17 protein-coding genes are annotated in these 18,165 nt (G+C 62.8%); 10 read left to right on the top strand and 7 right to left on the bottom strand.

Going from position 1 to position 18,165, the window contains the following annotated elements; genetic code table 11:
• Positions 1-285: 285 nt before the first annotated feature.
• The 4 genes from R2834_00085 to pruA form a co-directional block, all read right to left on the bottom strand.
• Entirely contained in the window at positions 286-741 is a 456-nt protein-coding gene (locus R2834_00085; protein MEZ4698698.1) for a methylglyoxal synthase, read from the bottom strand.
• Positions 742-792: 51 nt separating this feature from the next.
• Complete coding sequence (locus R2834_00080; GenBank protein ID MEZ4698697.1) at positions 793-1,257, bottom strand: hypothetical protein; 465 nt, start codon at positions 1,255-1,257, stop codon at positions 793-795.
• 12 nt (positions 1,258-1,269) lie between these two features.
• Positions 1,270-2,127 (bottom strand): transglutaminase-like domain-containing protein, encoded by an 858-nt coding sequence (locus R2834_00075; protein ID MEZ4698696.1) that lies wholly within the window; start codon positions 2,125-2,127, stop codon positions 1,270-1,272.
• Positions 2,128-2,280: 153 nt separating this feature from the next.
• Positions 2,281-3,912: an L-glutamate gamma-semialdehyde dehydrogenase gene (gene pruA, locus R2834_00070; GenBank protein MEZ4698695.1), complete on the bottom strand. Its 1,632-nt coding sequence runs from the start codon at positions 3,910-3,912 to the stop codon at positions 2,281-2,283.
• Between the two features lie 151 nt (positions 3,913-4,063).
• Here pruA and R2834_00065 point away from each other — a divergent pair, with 151 nt between their 5' ends.
• From R2834_00065 to R2834_00050, 4 genes are all read left to right on the top strand, one after another.
• Positions 4,064-5,314 carry an ABC transporter permease gene (locus R2834_00065; protein MEZ4698694.1) on the top strand — a complete coding sequence of 417 codons (1,251 nt, stop codon included), beginning with the start codon at positions 4,064-4,066 and terminating at the stop codon, positions 5,312-5,314.
• A 92-nt stretch (positions 5,315-5,406) separates the two neighbouring features.
• Positions 5,407-5,877: a redoxin domain-containing protein gene (locus tag R2834_00060; protein ID MEZ4698693.1), complete on the top strand. Its 471-nt coding sequence runs from the start codon at positions 5,407-5,409 to the stop codon at positions 5,875-5,877.
• Positions 5,878-5,882: 5 nt separating this feature from the next.
• Positions 5,883-6,155, top strand: coding sequence for a MoaD/ThiS family protein (locus tag R2834_00055; GenBank protein MEZ4698692.1), 273 nt, complete (start codon positions 5,883-5,885; stop codon positions 6,153-6,155).
• Positions 6,152-6,601, top strand: coding sequence for a molybdenum cofactor biosynthesis protein MoaE (locus tag R2834_00050; protein ID MEZ4698691.1), 450 nt, complete (start codon positions 6,152-6,154; stop codon positions 6,599-6,601). Before R2834_00055 ends, R2834_00050 begins: the two co-directional genes overlap by 4 nt.
• Positions 6,602-6,694: 93 nt before the next feature.
• Here the strand turns inward: R2834_00050 and R2834_00045 are convergent, their stop codons facing one another.
• Together R2834_00045 and R2834_00040 are read right to left on the bottom strand one after the other, a co-directional pair.
• Complete coding sequence (locus tag R2834_00045) at positions 6,695-7,678, bottom strand: phosphoribosylaminoimidazolesuccinocarboxamide synthase (GenBank protein MEZ4698690.1); 984 nt, start codon at positions 7,676-7,678, stop codon at positions 6,695-6,697.
• Between the two features lie 59 nt (positions 7,679-7,737).
• A complete protein-coding gene (locus tag R2834_00040) occupies positions 7,738-8,769 on the bottom strand; it encodes a LacI family DNA-binding transcriptional regulator (GenBank protein ID MEZ4698689.1) in 1,032 nt (343 codons plus the stop codon).
• A 293-nt stretch (positions 8,770-9,062) separates the two neighbouring features.
• Between R2834_00040 and ugpC the strand changes: the two genes are divergently transcribed.
• From ugpC to R2834_00010, 6 genes are all read left to right on the top strand, one after another.
• Positions 9,063-10,172, top strand: a complete 1,110-nt coding sequence (ugpC, locus tag R2834_00035; protein ID MEZ4698688.1) for a sn-glycerol-3-phosphate ABC transporter ATP-binding protein UgpC — start codon at positions 9,063-9,065, stop codon at positions 10,170-10,172.
• Positions 10,169-10,957 carry a RibD family protein gene (locus R2834_00030; protein MEZ4698687.1) on the top strand — a complete coding sequence of 263 codons (789 nt, stop codon included), beginning with the start codon at positions 10,169-10,171 and terminating at the stop codon, positions 10,955-10,957. Before ugpC ends, R2834_00030 begins: the two co-directional genes overlap by 4 nt.
• Before the next feature lie 2 nt (positions 10,958-10,959).
• Complete coding sequence (locus R2834_00025; GenBank protein ID MEZ4698686.1) at positions 10,960-11,979, top strand: zinc-binding dehydrogenase; 1,020 nt, start codon at positions 10,960-10,962, stop codon at positions 11,977-11,979.
• Positions 11,980-12,022: 43 nt separating this feature from the next.
• Complete coding sequence (locus tag R2834_00020) at positions 12,023-12,403, top strand: 6-carboxytetrahydropterin synthase (GenBank protein MEZ4698685.1); 381 nt, start codon at positions 12,023-12,025, stop codon at positions 12,401-12,403.
• Complete coding sequence (locus R2834_00015; GenBank protein ID MEZ4698684.1) at positions 12,400-13,359, top strand: hypothetical protein; 960 nt, start codon at positions 12,400-12,402, stop codon at positions 13,357-13,359. The genes R2834_00020 and R2834_00015 overlap by 4 nt, the downstream gene beginning before the upstream one ends.
• Positions 13,360-13,486: 127 nt before the next feature.
• A complete protein-coding gene (locus R2834_00010) occupies positions 13,487-16,813 on the top strand; it encodes a CheR family methyltransferase (GenBank protein ID MEZ4698683.1) in 3,327 nt (1,108 codons plus the stop codon).
• Positions 16,814-16,897: 84 nt separating this feature from the next.
• On the opposite strand, the gene R2834_00005 is transcribed toward R2834_00010, so the two are convergent.
• Positions 16,898-17,911, bottom strand: a complete 1,014-nt coding sequence (locus R2834_00005; GenBank protein ID MEZ4698682.1) for a tyrosine-type recombinase/integrase — start codon at positions 17,909-17,911, stop codon at positions 16,898-16,900.
• Positions 17,912-18,165: the final 254 nt, after the last annotated feature.

Raw genomic sequence — 18,165 nt, 5'->3', positions numbered from 1 at the left:
ATCCGTTTGGAAGGGTGTTAATCGAGGTCGGCGCAAGACATGAAAGAATAACAGCGAGGCGATGATCGTTACAGCCTGCGTTGATCAGCCGATGAATGCAATTCGGGCAATAATCCCACCAATTTGCGGCATCCGCCTGCGCCGGCACGTCCGGTTCTGCGTTTTTTGTTCGCATCACCCCACAACTTACCCACCGGATCGTGCCTACGGGCAATAGAAATGCTACCTTGGGGCATCATCTTTTGACGCATATGAAAGCCCGATCGGGCTTCCGAAAGTCCTGCATCACGTACGCATAGATCTCATTTCATACGGACCGTAATCCGGAATATCCCGGTCGTACGTTCCATTGAGATGCGGGGAAGAGAAGATGAAGTCGGCCGAGGCCCGGTTGCAGGCGATCGGGATATTCCAGACGACGGAGATGCGCAGCAGCGCGCGCACGTCGGGATCGTGCGGCAGCGGTTCGAGGGGATCCCAGAAAAAGACGAGCACATCGATGCCGCCCTCCGCGATGAGCGCGCCGAGCTGCTGATCGCCGCCGAGGGGGCCGCTTTGCAGCCGCTTGATGTCGATCCCCAGCGCTTCGTTCAGGAGCCGGCCTGTCGTGCCGGTGCCGAGGAGTTCGTGCCGGCTGAGCGTGTCCGCATGTTCGCGCGCCCAGTCGATGAGGTCCGCTTTTTTGTGGTCGTGCGCGACGAGCGCGATCCGTTTCCGACTCGGGAGTTCAGGCGTGCCCACGGGTGTCTCTGCTGGGTGATCGAGGCCGGTTCATGGTACCGGGCGCCCGCATCAAGGTTGCGTGGCCCGAAGCCCCTCCGCGATTTTGTCCAGCTCCGGCCAGTCGGCCCGCGTCAGTTCGTAGGTCGTGTGCCCGACCGTGGTGCGAAACCCGCGGTCGACGGGGCGTACGTCGAGCGCGCGCTCCCAGGCGAGCGAGGGGTTCCGTTGGGCGGCTTTCCAGACCGAGACCATCGCGACCCGTTCCTGCCGGAAACGGATCTCAACGATGCGGCGGTTCATCTGGAAATAGGTCCATGCGGAGGCCAGCCCGAGCGCCGCCAGCGTGCCGCGCATGGCCAGTTCAAGCACCGGCCGGCCGAAGAGCACCTGTACCAGCGCCGCGATCAGCACGGGCGCCATGCACACCATGAAGGGCTGGAACAGCTCGAGCGCAAACACCTCGGATGGCGAACCATGATCGAGGCGATGCCGACTCAGATAATGAACCTCGGGTTCGACGTCGGGTGCTGACACGTGGACACGTGGTTAGAGCACGTTCGTGTTCGGCTTCCAGGGCTCGACCAGATGGTTGAGTTCGTCGAGCAGACGAACCCGCGTCTCTTCCCGCGGAAGGGCGAGGAGGTTGCAGACCATGCGGATGAGGATGGTCTGGCCGCTGGCGGCCTTGAAATAACGCGGCTTGGGCGTGAGGCCGGCCTTAATCAGGAACTGAACGCACTGTTCTTTGAGGATCGGGTTGCCGCCATTGAATATATCAAAAAATACTTCATGACGTTCGTCCTCGTATTTGGCGAGAAAGTGCGCCGGCATGTTGACCCCGTGGATGGGAATGCCGAGGCGGCGGCCGAGGATGATGAACAGGGTGCAGAGGCTGACCGGGATGCCGCGCCGGCTCTCGACGACGCAGTTCAGGTAGCTGTTATTCGGGTCGCCGTAGTGCTCGTTGTTGCCCTGGAAGCCGAGTTCGTTGCACAGATAAGAACTGAGCACGAAGGCGCGCCCCACGCCTTCCGCTGCTTCGATGCTCGGGCGGATCTCGTCCGCCATGGCGTCCAGCCGGGCCTTGAGGGCCTCGACATCCAGTTCGGGATACCGGTGCAGCGCAAGCAGGATGGCCCCTTCCTCGATGTCCGGCGTGCCCGATTCCATCAGGCGCCGCCAGCGCCGGCGGATGTCGGTGAAGTGCAGATCGTGCAGCACTTCGCCGATGTGCACCCGCAGATCGCCCCGCGCCAGGCATTGGGCCTTGCGCAACCCGAGGACGGCGGGACGCCCCAACTCGGTCAGGCGCTCCTTCACGGCCGTCTGTACGTTGAGGTCAGGGTCGTCGAGGAGCGTAATCAGGGCATTCAGCTCGCCCGGGGAAGAGCAGCGTACTTCCATGATTGAGCGCGAAGGTTGAAGAACCGCGATGCAGGATGGGGATGGGATAGCCCGATCATGATACGCCGCGGAACGACGCGCCTCCCTGCGCCTTAAGCACCAGGAGGGCGCGCTTTTAGCGCAAGCCGACTACGCGTTATGGGCACGCCGGGCCTACTCCGAACCCAGGTACGGATAGCCAAAGTGACGAGGCGGGACGAAGGTCTCCTTGACGGTCCGCGTGGAAACCCACCGGAGCAGGTTTTGCATCGCGCCGGCCTTGTCGTTCGTCCCGCTGCCTCGCGCTCCGCCAAAGGGCTGCTGTCCGACCACGGCGCCCGTCGGTTTGTCGTTGATGTAGAAGTTGCCGGCGGCATCGACGAGCGTATCCAGCGCCTGGCGCACGGCCCCACGCTCCCGCGCGAAGATAGCGCCCGTGAGGGCGTACGGCGAGGTCGCGTCGACCAGCGCCAGGGTCTCGGCATAAGCATCGTCGTCATACACATACAGCGTGACGACCGGCCCGAAGATCTCCTCGCACATGGTCGTGAACTTCGGATCGGTGGTGAGCAGGACGGTCGGCTCGATGAAGTAGCCCACGCTGTCGTCATACCCGCCGCCGTGGAGCACGCGCACGTGCTCCGCCTTGCGCGCCGCATCGATGTAGCCGGCGATCTTGGCGAAGGCGCGCGCATCGATCACGGCGTTGACGAAGTTGGAGAAGTCTTCCACGGGGCCCATGCGCACCTGGCTCATCTGCTCCGCCAGCACGGCCTCGACGGCCGGCCAGATCGATCGGGCGATGTAGACGCGGGACGCCGCCGAGCATTTCTGCCCCTGGTATTCAAAACCGCCGCGCACGATGGCGGTGGCCACCGCTACCGGGTCGGCCGAGCCGTGCGCCACGATAAAGTCCTTGCCGCCCGTTTCGCCCACGATGCGTGGATAGGTGCGATAGGACGCGATCTGCTTGCCGATCGTCCGCCACATGTGCTGGAACGTGGGGGTCGATCCCGTGAAATGCAGGCCGGCCAGATGTTCGGAGGCGAAGACGGGGTCTCCCACATCCGCCCCGTCGCCGGGCACCATGTTGATGACCCCGGGAGGCAGGCCCGCCTCCTGGAAGAGCAGCATGAGGTAATAGGCCGAATAGGCCGCCGTGGTCGAGGGCTTCCAGATCACGGTATTGCCCATCAGCGCGGCTGACGTGGGCAGGTTGCCCTGGATCGCTGTGAAATTGAAGGGGGTGACGGCGAACACGAACCCTTCGAGGGGCCGGTACTGCAGGCGATTCCAGGTCCCGGCCGGCGAATAGGGCTGATCCCGGTAGATCTGCTCCATGAAATGGACGTTGAAGCGCAGGAAGTCGATGAGCTCGCAGGCGGAGTCGATTTCGGCCTGATGGACGTTTTTGCCCTGGCCCAGCATGGTGGCGCCGTTGATGGTGTCGCGCCACGGGCCGGCCAGCAGGTCGGCCGCCTTGAGGAAAATCGCTGCGCGATCGGTCCAGTGCATGTTCATCCACCCGGACCGGGCCGCCAGGGCCGCGCCGATGGCCTGCTCCACCTGGGGGGCGTCGCAGAGGTGGACGTGGCCCAGCGTGTGGCGGTGGTCGTGCGGCGGCGCGAGACGTGCAGTTCGCCCGGTGGTGACGCGGCGGTCTCCGATGAAGGCCGGCACCTCGATCGTGCGGGTCCGCAGATCCGCTAGCATCGCCTGCAGCGAAGCCCGCTCCGGGCTTCCAGGTGCATAGGTGCGCACCGGTTCGTTGACCGGCGCCGGCGTGTGGCTGGATGTATTGTTCATGACAGGGAGCCGTTATTGCAAGACAACTAAACAGGCCCGGAAGCCGGGGCCAGTATAACGGCCAGACGCACTTCATGTTCGATCCCCATGCCGGCGGGATCCTCGCAAGGCGGGATCGGTATGTTCGCAGCATCACCATCCGATCCATCGCATGTTTTCGCCCCGCTTCGAACGCTTCATCGCTACCCGTTATCTGTGGCGTTCGCAGGGACGACCGGAAGGACGACGCTTCGTGCGGTTCATCACGTACATGGCGATCGGCGGGGTGGCGATCGGGGTGTGCGCGCTCTTGCTCGCGCTCGCGATCGTACGCGGCTTCAGCGCCGAGATCACGGCCAAGATCATCGGCTTCGGCGCCCACGTGCAGGTCGTAAACCTGCTGGATGAGACGGTGCCCGAGAGCGACGTGGCGAGGGCGACGCTGTCAACGATTCCCGATGTGGTGGATGTGCAGCCGGTGATCGAATCGTTCGCGCTGTTGCGCAGGTCCGAGCGGGAGATCGACGGCGTCCTGATCCGGGGCGTGGAGCGCATGCCCGACTTTTTCGCGGAGCGGATGGTGGAGGGGGAAGAGCGGCTTGCCCCGGAGGCCGGCGGCCCGCCGGGGCTCGTCATCGGCCGGCAACTGGCGCGATTGCTGGGGCTTTCCGTCGGGGACAAGGTCGTGGCGTATTCGATGCGCGGCGCGCAGGGCGGCATGAGCCAGGGCCTGCTGCGCCCCCGCGCGAAGCAGTATCGCGTCAGCGGCATCTACGAAACATCGTTCGCGAACTTTGACGAGCTGTATGTCTTCGCGGACATCGGGACGGCGCGCGATCTGTTCGACTTCGAGCCGGACGAAGTGACCCGGTTCGATGTCATGCTTTCCGATCCGCAGCTGGCCGATTCCGTCGCCGCCCGCATCAACGATGCCCGGGATTATCCCTCCCATGCCCGCACCGTCTTCGAAACCTACCGGCAGTATTTCGCCTGGGTGCGTCTGCAGGAAAGCATGATCCCGCTCGTGATCGGGGTCATCGTGATCGTCGGCGCCTTCAACATCGTGGGCACGCTGCTGATGATCATGCTGGAGAAAACACCGGAAATCGGGGTGCTCGGCAGCATGGGGGCATCCCGGAGCATGCTCCGCCGGCTGTTTCTTTATCTCGGCGCGCTCATGGGCGCCATGGGCGTCGTCATCGGCGAGGCGCTCGCGCTCGTCCTCGCGCTGCTCCAGCAGCGATACCATCTCATTCCGCTGCCCGAGGAAGCCTATTTCATGGAGGCCGCTCCCATCGCGCTGAACGCGATGGATTTTGTGATCGTCGGCGTGTTCGCGCTCGCCCTCTGCGCCCTGGCCGCCTACATTCCGGCACGCGTGTCCTCCCGTATCGAGCCGATCCGGGCCATCCGTTTTCGATGAGGAAGCCGGACCCGCTTTGGTGGAAACGATGCGTCGTAATCGGGGTCTAATCCCGCCCACAGTCCATCGAAATCAAACGATAAAAACAGGATATGTCGATACGCGTTGGTCAGCCTGCTCCTGAAATCGCTCTATACGATGACAAGAAAGAGCTTTTCAAACTCTCTTCGTTCAAGGGTTCGAAAAACGTCATTCTGCTTTTCTACCCGGGCGCATTCACGAGCGTATGCACTACAGAACTGAATACGGTCAATAACGACCTGGCGGCGTACGGCGCCGACACGGTGGTCGTCGGCATCTCGACCGACTCCCCGTTCGCCCAGGCGGAATTCAAGAAGGTGAACGGATTGACCTTCCCGCTGCTGAGCGACCACGACGCGGTCGCCAGTGCGGCGTACGGCGCGAAGTACGACCACAACTTCACGCCGATGAAGCTCGACCGGATCGCGAAGCGCTCGGCTTTCGTCGTGGCGAAAGACGGGACGATCGCGTATGCCGAAGTGCTTGAAAACGCCGGCGAGATGCCCGATCTCGACGCGGTGAAAAAAGCAGTCAACGGGTGAATCCGATGAGCGAACGCGCCGGCCAGCACCCGTTTCGCCTCCGCGTCCAGCTCTTCAGCGTACTGCGGGAGCGTCTGGGGCAGGATGTACTGGAACTCGATGTGCCCGCCGGTCTGGCCGGCGGCGAGTTGCTGGATATCCTGGCCCGGACGTACCCCGATATCGGCGCCTTTCGCACCGTAATCCGCCTGGCCGTAAACGAGGCCTACGAGCGCGAAACGTATCGGCTCCATGCCGGCGATCAGGTGGCCCTCATCACCCCGGTCAGTGGCGGATGATGGAACGAACCGAGTCCAGGACCGACACCCTGTGGGTCTGCATCGACACCGCCCCGCTCGATATCGCCGCGATCGCCGCTTTTCTACCCGACCCGCGGGTGGGCGGCATCGATCTGTTCGTCGGCACGACGCGCCAGTGGACGGGCGAAAAGGAGACGGTACTGCTCGCCTACGAATGCTTTCCCGCCATGGCTATCAAGGAAATGCAGCGGATCGGACAGGCGGCGGCTGCGCGATGGGGTCTTGCGCGGGTGGCCCTGCATCATCGGCTGGGCCCCGTCCCGGCCGGCGAGGCCAGCGTAATCCTCGGCGCGGCGGCAGCCCATCGGGGGGACGCCTTCGACGCGTGCCGCTATCTGATCGACACGCTCAAGAAAGACGTTCCCATCTGGAAAAAAGAACACTTCGCGGACGGCACGCAGGAATGGGTGCAGAGTGGAGGGTGACGTGGTAAGGGTTCGAGGATGGAGGCGGAAGGTTTAAGGGAGGGTGCCCACTGACACTGTGTGTCTGAATCCTTACACCGTGAGACCTGAACCTTAATCCCGGCAACCATGGTCGGCGAGCGCCGTGTGTACGGCGCCGGCGACGCGTTCTTCCGGGCGAGGGTGGGTGTCCGGCTCGAACGGGGTGCCGGTTACCTTTTCGTACAATTCGATATAGCGCGCCGCGATTTCGCACCGGAACGCATCCGGCAGGTCCGGCAGACGCTGCCCTTCCTTACCCTGAAAATCGTGCGCCATGAGCCATTCGCGCACAAATTCCTTGGAGAGTTGCCGCTGGGGTTGATCCTGAGCGAGCCGTTCGTCGTAGGTGTCGGCGTAAAAATACCGCGACGAGTCCGGCGTATGCACCTCGTCGATCAGCGTCAGCGTGCCATCGGGCGCCCGGCCGAATTCGTATTTGGTATCGACCAGGATCAGTCCCTGCCGGCTGGCCAGCTCGGTCCCCCGGGCGAACAGAGCCAGGGCGGTGCGGTGCAGGGTATCGAGGGTATCGCGATCCAGCAGCCCGCGTTCAAGGATTTCCTCCACGCTGATGTCTTCGTCGTGTCCCTCATCGGCCTTGGTGGCCGGGGTCAGGATCGGGGTGGGGAGCCGGCTGTTCTGGCGGAGTCCCTCGGGCAGCGGCACGCCGCAGAGCGAGCGACCGCCCGCGTGATACGTCCGCCACGCATGCCCGGCCAGGTAGCCGCGGACCACAAATTCGATGGGGATCGACGTGCAGGCCTTCGCCAGGGTCACGTTCGGGTCGGGTACGCTGATGATGTGGTTGGGGACGATGTCCTTCGTGCGCTCGAAAAAGAACGCGGCCAGCCGGTTCAGCACCTGCCCCTTGAAGGGGATGGTCTGCCGCAGGATGTGGTCGAAGGCGGATATCCGGTCCGTCGTAACGAGCACCAGGCAGTTGCCGACGCGGTAGGTGTCGCGGACTTTCCCCTGGTAGCGCGTCCCGTTGAGGTCGAGATGCGTTTCACGGATCGTCGCATCGAGCTGACGCTCGATAGCGGGAGTAGACTTCATACGTGGAATCGGTTGCGCAGAAAACGTTCGTGCGCGAGCAAGATACGAGCGCGGTCGCGTTATTTGGTACGGTCGAATGTTGAAGATTCACGCACGCGGAGTTCGGGGATGGTCAGCATGTTCACGCGCTCCTCGGTATTGCGATTCAGGAGCCTGAAGATCATGCGGTCCGTCGCCTGATGGCCCACCTGCTGCATCTTCTGGTCGACGCTCGAAAGCCCGATATACAGGCTCGTCTTGATGTCGTTATAGCCGATGAGCGCGATATCGTCCGGCACCTTGAGGCCGGCGCGCCGCAGGGCGTACCAGGCGCCGATGGCGAGCGTATCGCCGATGGCGAACACGGCCGTCACGCGGTTCGGCTGTTGCAGCATCGCCTGCATCGCCTCCAGGCCGCTTTCTTCACTGATGCCGGCGTGTTTCTCGGTCTGGCCGCTCTGCATCCAGTTCGGGTCGACCTCGATGCCGGCGCGCTCCATGGCCACCTGGTATCCGTGGATCCGGCGCTGTTGCATGGCGTCGTCCTCGATCGGCGACGTGATGATCCCGATGCGCCGGTGTCCCTGCTGGATGAGGTGGTTGACCGCGCTGCGCGAACCGCCCTCGTCATCCCAGTAAAATGAGTCGAATTCCGGGCGCTTGTTGCCGATCAGCACAACCGGCGCGCGGAGCGTCAGCAGCTCGTTGGACAGCTCGTCGTCGACATGCAGCGCCAGCAGCAGCCCGTCTACGGAGCCCTTCCCGAGGAAGTCGAGCAGTTTTTCCTTCGGATTCTTCGAGCCGAGATCGAACAGGAGCAAATCGTATTCGAGGTCGCGGATGCGGCTGCGAACGCCTTTCAGGAGCTCGGTATGAAACGGCGTAGTAAAGGAAGGCATCGCGATGACGAGCGATTCCGTTTGTTTCTGGGCCAGAGTCTTGGCCGTCCGGTCGGGCCGGAAACGGAGTTCTTCGATCGCCTGCAGGACGCGCGCGCGCGTCGCGTCCGATACGTCGGAGGAGTTGTTGAGGACCCGGGAGACGGTGCTGATAGCTACACCGGCCCGCTCGGCAACATCGTAAATTGTCGCTTTCTGTTTACCGTGCTGCATGATATTGTGCGGGAAGATAGCTTGCAGATCGGGATGCGCGGTGGGGGCGCTACACGCGGATTGCCCTTGCCGTCCCGAAGATAATGTAGTGCATGTCGGGGTATTGCATGGAATAGGTGAATAAATAAGGCTCGTCGGGCAAATGGGGTAAAAACCAGCCGGCTTGCGAGTCTTAATGGTGTGATAATACAGGCGGGGACGGGCTTTCCCTCATAAATTGATGCCCACCTGCGTTTCTCGACGGGTCGTCTTATCTTGGTCGCCATTCACCCCGTCAACCCACCGTTTCTGTCATGTCGAGCGTTCGCCTTAACGGCATCAGGAAAATCTACGAGGGCGGCGTCGTTGCCGTCAACAATGCGAGTTTTGAGATTGCAGACGGCGAATTTGTCGTTCTCGTCGGACCCTCGGGTTGCGGGAAGAGCACGACGCTTCGCATGATCGCCGGCCTCGAGTCGATTTCGGACGGCACGCTGTCCATCGGCGATCAGGTGGTGAACGATCTGGCCCCGAAGGATCGCGACATCGCGATGGTCTTCCAGAATTACGCCCTCTATCCCCACATGACCGTTCGGGAAAATATGGGGTTCGGGCTCAAGCTGCGCAAGTATCCGAAAGAGGAGATCCGGGAGCGGGTCGAGCAGGCGGCCGATGTGCTCGGTATCCGAAGCATCCTCGATCGTAAACCCAAACAGCTCTCCGGCGGGCAGCGCCAGCGCGTCGCGGTCGGCCGCGCGATCGTGCGCAAGCCCAAGGTGTTTCTGTTCGACGAGCCGCTTTCCAACCTCGACGCCAAGCTCCGGGTCCAGATGCGGACGGAGATTTCCAAACTGCACCAGCGGCTGGGAGCGACCATGATCTATGTGACCCACGACCAGGTCGAGGCCATGACCATGGGCGATCGGATCGTGGTCATGAAGGATGGCGTCATCCAGCAAATCGATACGCCGCTCAATCTGTATAACAAGCCGGCGAATGCCTTTGTGGGCGGCTTCATCGGTAGCCCGGCGATGAACTTCATGCCGGGCGTCGTCGAGGCGGTGGGCGTTGGTCTGGTCTTTCGGGTCGATGAGGTCGGGACCCAGATCCCGATCACGGAGCCCGCGCCGGCGCTCCCGTCGTCGGCTTCCGGCACGCCGATGCAGCTGGGGATCCGTCCCGAGGATCTCTATGTCGCCGGCGACACCCCCGCGCCGTCCTCCACGCATCCGATCGAGACCACGCTGGAGGTGGTCGAACCCATGGGTAATGAGATGTTCGTCTACGTCCAGTATGCCGGGCAGCAGCTGGTGGCGCGCGTCGCACCGCAGGCCTTGCCGGAGCCGGGCGCGACGGTGACGCTCCGCGTCGATCTCGGCAAGCTCCATTTTTTTGATCGGGAATCCGGTCTGGCTATTCGGTGAATACACCCCATCTGTCGGACGGAGCGGACGCACTGGCTGCCTTAAAAGCGCGTATCGCGACCCATCACGCGACGTCCGCCCTTCCGTTTGTAACGCTGTGCTACGCGCAGGGGCTGGACGGGTCGATCGCGAACGCGAACGGCACGCCGATGCAGATCAGCTGCCGGGATGCGGCCGTCCAGACGCACGCGATGCGCGCCGTCCACGATGCGATCCTGGTCGGTGTAGGTACCGTCCTGAGCGACAACCCGCGACTGACCACCCGCCTCGTCGACGGCCCGAGCCCGCGTCCCGTCGTGCTGGACTCGCGCTTGCGCACGCCGGCCGACGCCCGACTCATAACCTCCGCAGCGTCGACGCCCTGCATCGCCTCCACCGATGCGGGATGCGAGGATGCGGCCTACCGCCTCGAACAAGCCGGCGCTGCGGTGGTCCGCTTCCCCGCGACGCCCGACGCGCACGTTCACCTGCCCGCACTCCTCGCGCACCTCGGGTCAATCGGTGTCCGCGCGGTGATGGTGGAGGGCGGAAGCCGGGTGATCGCCAGTTTTTTGCGCGAACGGCTGGTGCATGCGGTGGTGGTGACCGTGTCGATGTGTTTCCTGGCCGGCAAAACCGTGCTCTCGGGCCAGGCCGCTGCCGCCCCGGAAGAGCGCGGCACGCGACTTTTCCCGGGGATCGAGCCGCAGCATCTGTTCTGGGTCGGCCGCGACCTCGTGATACAGGGGGCGCCCCACTGGCGCGAGGAGCCGGGCGAGCCACATGGACCATCTGCCGCGAGGTGACCGTGCTCGACCGACGCGTCCTCTACTTCTCCGGCAAGGAAACCGTAGCCTTGCACGACGAGCCGCTACTGCCGCCGGCGCGCGGCGAGGTGTCCGTCCGCTCCCGGCTCTCCGCGATCAGCGCCGGCACGGAGCTGTTGTTCTATCGGGGGCGCGTGGCCGAAGGCGTCGCCGCGGACACGTCGCTTGATGTGTTGACGCAGCCGGTGCAGTATCCGCTCTCGTACGGCTATGCGGTCGTGGGCGTCGTAGAAGCGGCCGGCGAGGCGGTGCCTCGCGAATGGATCGGCCGGCGCGTGTTTGCTTTCGCGCCCCATGCAGACCGGTTCAACGGGCCCATCGAGGCGCTGCTGCCCATCCCGCCGTCGGTATCCGACGAAGATGCCCTTTTCCTCCCCAACATGGAGACGGCCATCGGCCTCGTGCACGACGGGGCTCCGCTGCTCGGGGAGCGCACTGTCGTCACCGGTCTGGGTGTCGTCGGCTTGCTGGTGGTTGGTCTGCTCGCTACGTCGCGGACCGTCCGGGTCACCGGGGTGGATCACCTGGCATTGCGCCGCCGATGGGCGCTCGAACTCGGCGCGGACCACGCGCTGGATCCGGGCGATCCGGCGCTGACGGTTGCCGCGGGCGAAAACGCGCCCGCCGGCGGCGCCGACCTGTGTATCGAGGTCAGCGGCAACCCGGCGGCGCTGGATCTGGCGATCGCGCTGGCCGGCTATACCGGGCGCATCGTCGTCGGGTCGTGGTATGGCGAAAGGGAGCAGGTCCTCCGTCTGGGCGCGCGCTTCCACCGTTTCAAGCAAACCCTGCTCAGCAGCCAGGTCAGCCATATCGCACCGGGGCTTTCGGGGCGGTGGAGCAAAATGCGGCGTTTTGAGCTGGCCTGGGAGGCGATCGAGCAACTGCGCCCCGCCCGCCTCATCACCCATCGTTTCGACATCGCGTCGGCGGGTGATGCCTTTGCGCTCCTGGCCGGCAGGGACCCCGAGGCCCTGCAGGTCGTGTTTACGTATCCCTGACTGACCCAACGCACCACAGAGGCACCCTGCTATGTATCGATTGATGGTCAAGCGCACGTTCGTGGCGCAGCATTTTCTCACCGTGCCCGACTGCGGACCGGAGAACGAATGGCATTCGCATGTCTTTTCGGTGGAAGTCCATCTCGCAGCCCCTGAACTCGACGAACACGGCTGCCTGGTCGATATCACCGAGGTGAAGGGCGCGATGGATGCGTTGATTGCCCGCTATCGGGACGCGACCATGAACGATTTGCCGGAGTTCGAGGGCCTGAATCCAAGCATCGAACACTTCGCGCGGTTGTTTTGCGAGGGACTTGCGGGCCGGATTCAAACGGACCGGCTACACGAATTGACGGTGCGAATCTGGGAAGACGAGCTGGCCTGGGCGTCGTATACCCGTGCGCCCGAGCCCGGGCCGGCATGAAAGACGGAGAGACCGGCTATTCCGCGTTTCTGCTGGCGAAACGGGCGATCGATGCGAGGTCGTACAACGCCGGCGTCTGGGAGGCCGCGGCGCGCCATCTGGCCCCTCGTGGGCCGCACCGCCCGGTGCGAGTGCTCGAACTGGGCGCCGGCGTCGGCGGCATGCTCGAGCGCATCCTGGCGTGTTGCAATATGCCGTTATTGCATTACGAGGTGGTCGATCTTGAGCCCAGTCACGGAGAGGCGCTTCGGGCGGAAGTGCGCGCCTTTGCCGAGCGGGGCGGGTATCGGATGGAGGAGGGGGAAGAGGGGTTCGTACTCGAGAAAGAGGGGGAGCAGGTCCGGATCCGCATCGTCATCGCGGATGTGTTCGACTATTGCGATCGGCATGCCGGCCGGCGATTCGATCTGGTAATCGGCCAGGCCTTTCTGGATCTGTTCGACATCGATCGGTTGATGCCGCGCCTTCTTGCCCTCATCGAAGGCGGCGGTGGGGGCTATTTTCCGATTACCTTCGACGGGGTATCGGCGTGGCTGCCGGTGTTGGATGAGTCGCTGGACGATCGCATCGAGGCGCTCTATCACGCGTCCATTGATGCCCGCCGGGCGCGGGATGAAAAATCAAGACGCAGCCGCTGCGGCCGGCACGTGGCCTACTGGCTGGCCCGGCATCCTGCCGTGCGCGAGATGAAAGCCGGCGGTTCGGACTGGGTCGTGGGAGGAAGCGATGCGCAGGGACTTACGCGCGACGAGCGGAATTTTTTGCAGGCCCTGCTCGACGGGTACGAAAACGAATTGCGCGGGCATTCCGCGCTGCGGGGGGCGGATTTCGAGGGATGGCTCCAGAGCCGGCGGCGCACCGTGGAGGATGGCACGGCCTTTTTTCTGGCGCATCAATTGGACGTGTATGTCGGAACGCATTTTTCTGTCACTTCACGCGAGCGCGACGATCTGTGACGAAGTAAAAATCGTCGACGACTGAAGCCCGAACCGGGCAAAACCGGACGAATTCTTGCGGGAGAATTTTGTCTGACCCATCTGCAAAACCGACGTAGCGCCCCTTTTGGTACATCCCGAGATACAAATGGCCGGCTTCTTTCAGGTACCCGAAGCTTTTGCGGCATTAGATAGGCACGTCATTCCCACGCTGTTTGAGGGCAGAAGTGCGGCCGACACCATCCGCGTATGGGTCGCCGGCTGCTCCACGGGTGAGGAGGCCTATTCGGTCGCCATCCTCCTGTTTGAATACGCTTCCAGGCTGGAGGCGGCGCCTCAAATCAAGATTTTCGCGAGCGATAACGATCAGGAGGCGCTTCGGGTGGCGCGGCACGGTGTATATCCCGACACGATCCGCGCGCAGATGTCCGGCCAGTGTCTCGAAACGTACTTCATACGCCAGCCCGACGGCTACATCGTATCGCCGGCCGTCCGCGACGCGGTGTCGTTTTCCACGCATGACGTTCTGATCGACCACGCCTTCCAAACGCTGGATCTGATCACCTGCCGTCATTTGCTGGGCGTCCTCGAGAAAGAGAGCCAGGGGCAGATCATCTCCTTTTTCCATCACGCCCTGCGCCAGCAGGGGTATCTGTTCCTCGGCGACAAGGAGTTTGCGGATGGCTTGCCGCAGGCGTTCGAACCCGTCGACGACGTGCACCAGATCTATCGCCACAGCGCCTCGGCTCGGGTGAGCGACATGGACTTCTTCGATGAAGTGCTCGACGAAGAAACGGTATTTCCTCCGGAGCTGACCCTGCAGCCGGAGGATCTGGTGGAAGCCCGGCGTACGGTCATGGCCGGCGAAGAAAACCGACACGTGTTTGCGGCCAACGTCGTCTCGGAGGAGGAGCCGGATTCCGATCTGGTCATCGAGATTCCGGGCGCGATGCGAAAGGATAAAGAAGACATTTTTGCGATGGCGCCGGTCTCCAGCGGCGAGCCGCACGAGGTGGCGCCGGATCCTCTCCATCCAGACATGGCGATGCCGGATGCGGCGCTGGGCGACGAAATGGACGAGGTGGTCGCGGATGAGCCCGAAGCGGCAGCATCCGACGATCTGCCGGCCGTTTCGCTCGAGGCGCTGCCGCCGATTGAGGACACCGAGGCCCAGGCTGCGTCTGATGGGGCCGTGGAGCCCGACGAACCGGAAGCGACGCCCGAGCCGTCGACCGCTGAGCAGCCAATCGCTGAGCAGCCTGTCGTTGAGCCGTCGGTCGTTGAGTCGTCGATCGTTGATAAGCCGGTCCATGAAAAACCGGTCCATGAAAAACCGGCGCGCCCGCGTTCCGGTGAGTCTGTTTTTGACGATGCCTTCGGTCCATTGAGCGAAAGCGACGGCATGGCCGGCCTGGCTGAATCCATCCGTTCGGTGCCCAGCATGGACAATGCCGGCTCGGCCGGCGAACATCCGCCCCGAAAAGGCTCGGAGGCGCCCGCTGAGGGCGACGGGCTGATCCAGGGCGCCGGCGTCGCTCCGCAGGCGCTGGTGCGTCTGCATCAGGAGCATCTCGTCAAGCATTACATGCCGCCCAGCCTGTTGGTCGACGAGCAAAACAACATCCTGCATGTCTCGGGCGACTTCGAGGGGCTGTTCAGGGTGCGCCATTTTCACCTGGAGCGCGACTATCTCGAGCAGCTGCCGGCGGTCTACCGCCGGCGTGTCAGCAAGGCGATCCAGCAAGCATTTTTCGAACGGGACCCGGCGAAGGTCGAGACCGTCGTGATCCCTTCGCACGAGTTGGGGAATATCCCCCTTCGCGTCCAGTATCTCGAATACAACGGAAGCCGGCTGGACGTCGTGCAGCTCGTCTTTGAAGGAAGAGGTCACGATGCGGCCCGCGGGAATCTGGGCATCCGTCTCTCCGTGCCCGATGCCGGGGCGGAGAAAGTCGATAATGCCGTTATTGTTGATGGCATCGAGGATGCACTGGCGCGTCTGATCCTCGTCGGCCCCTATCCCATGCTGCTCCATGCGGAAGGGGGGACGATTCTCGAGATGAACAAACCCTGGGTCGAACTGTCGGCGTACCCGGTGGGGGAGACGACGACGCTGACGGCCTGGACGAAACTCGTGCGGGGTCAGCGGATCCAGCTCAAGGATCCCAAGTTGGCCGAGCAGTACAGTCGAAAGGGAGTCGAATGCGTGTCGATCCGCACGCGGTCCGGCGACACGCGGTTGCTCGCGCTGCATTCCGTATCGCTCGGCAAGGACCGCAGAAACCGGAAACTGACCCTGACGATGGCGATGGACATCTCGGGGCATGCCGGCCAGTACGGTGTGAATCTGGTTGCGCACGGCGCGGACGACGCCTCGCGCGCCAAATCGGCCTTTCTCGCCAACGTGAGCCATGAGATCCGCACGCCGCTCACGTCGATGATCGGGTTCGCCGAACATCTGGCGAGCAAGCTGAGCGGACAGGACATGCAGTTCGCCCGCTACATCAGCGATAGCGGCTATCGGTTGCTTGAGACGCTCAATGCCATCCTGCGCATGGCTTCGTACGAAGGGGTGGAAAAGCAGGATGAGTTGTCGATCGAACTCATCGATATCACGCTTGAATGCCAGGGGCTGCTGCAACTCTTCAAGCCCCAGGCCGATCAGTACGATATCCCGCTGAAGATGGTGATCAAGGAGCCCGTGAAGGCCTATCTCGATCGGGCCGCCTTCCGCCGCGTCGTGGGCAACATCATCGGCAACGCCATCAAGTTCACGCGCCGCGGCGAGGTGACCATCACCGTGAGCACGGAATCCGACATGGTGCGCGTCGAAGTAGACGACACCGGGATCGGTATCAGCGATGCGTTCAAGCCGTTTATCTTTGACCGGTTTACGCAGGAGACGAAAGGCGAAGGGCGCTCCTACGCCGGCTGCGGGCTCGGCCTGGCGGTCGCCAAACACCTGTGCGAAAAAATGGGCGGCACCATCGGCGTCGAAAGCCAGCTCGGTGTCGGTTCGAAGTTCATCGTGCGCCTGCCGATCGGTAGCCAGGACAGCGGTAAAGCCGTTTTTGGCGAGTCGCAGCAACCGGCCGGCCTGATCAAAAAACGCGTACTCGTCATCGAGGACGACCTGGATACGCAGGAGCTCATGCTGCTCCTGTTGCGCGACCGCTACGAAGTGACCGTCACGTCGAATGCCACCGAAGCGCTCCAGAAGGCGCAGCAGGACGAATACGACGTCATGCTCATGGACCTGAACCTGGGCGGCACGCGGTCGGGCTTCGAACTCCTGGCCGATGTGCGCCGGCTCGATGGGTACCAGAGCGTGCCCGTCCTGGCCGTCTCCGCCTTGCCCATCGACGCCATTCGGAAACAGCTCATAAAAAGTGGCTTCAACGGCTATATCGCCAAGCCCTTCACACGCGCCCGGGTATACGATGCCCTGGAAAACGTGCTCGGGAAAGAGGGGTGAGAAGGGTTCAAGGATTTAGGTTCAATGTTCAAGGCCTGAAATATCCCTTAAACCTTGAACCTAAATCCTTGAACCCATAACCCCTTAACCCAGATTAATCTTGTCGGCCGCGTTCTTTTCTAGTTTGTTGCGGCGGTGGACGTAGATCATGGTGGTTTCGACGCTGGCGTGGCCGGCGTGCTCCTGGGCTTCCTGGATCGTGGCGCCATTCTCCAGGGCGATCGAGATGCCGGAATGCCGCAGCGTGTGCGCGCCGATGCGGTCCGCTATCGTCGACGGGAAGCCGGCCTGGCGAGCGGTGCGTTTGATCATGCGATAGATGGCTCCGGGTGACAGCCGCTCATGCTTGCTGCGATTGGAAAGGCTCCGCCATAACGGACCATTTACGATGTCGTAGTGCTTCTTGTAGTCCTCGATTTCCTCGACGACGTGCGCCGGCACCTTTTTCCACTTATTTCCGCTTTTGGAAGCCGGTATGTCGAGGACCCAGAACGCGCCGACCGGACGGATGTGCTCGACGTTCATCATCGAGGCTTCGCTGCGCCGGATCACCGTGTGGAGCATCGTGAGGATCAGCGCCCGGTCGCGCACGGCGGCTTCGCCGGCCAGGCTCGTCGCCGCAAGCAGCCGGCGCGCCTCGGAAGCCGACAGAAAGACGGGAATCTGATCGCGATTGTGTTTGGCGACCGTGCGGAGCGTGTGTTTGTTGAACGGATTCGCGTTGACGATCTGCAGCGCAATACAGAAATCGAAAAAGGAACGGAGCGACGCGATTTTGCGGGCGACCGTGCTGGGCTTCAGTTTGCGCTCGACTTCAAGCGTCCTCAGGTATTCGTTTGCGTGCAAAAAGGTTATGGCGCCAACCTGAAGCGCGTTGACGAAATCCGTGGGCTCCGGCGGATCGACGGGATTTTCTGACCAGGAGAAAAACTGCGCGATGTCGTTGCGATAGCTGACCTCGGTGTTCTTCTTACTGTGTTTGTGCAGAAAAGCCGCGAGCAGATTGGTGCCCGGGTCCGCCATGGCCGCGTAAACAGCTTCGGCGCCGGCCGGCTTCGCCGGGATGATCAGGGCGGATGGAGGGTGATGTTCGCTCACAGGCATTTCCCGGCAATAAAGACCATTTTAGAGGTTCGACGCTTTATAAGTAATATTATGAGGCTTGGGAATATACCACAAAACCGGCTCCCGCGCAAGCCGTATGGGCATCCGTGTGTCGATTTACTCCATTCCACGACGTAGCTCACGCGCCTGAAGCGATCCGCACGGCTTCGAGCAGATCCTTTTTGACGAACGGTTTCTGGAGCGTGGCGTGGGCGCCGAGCCTGCGCGCAAGATCCAGGCAATATTCC

This window comes from Rhodothermales bacterium (assembly GCA_041391505.1).
Lineage (GTDB): Bacteria > Bacteroidota > Rhodothermia > Rhodothermales > JAHQVL01 > JAWKNW01.
Note: the sequence above shows the minus strand (reverse complement) of the source record. Positions and strands in the feature narration are given on the sequence as shown.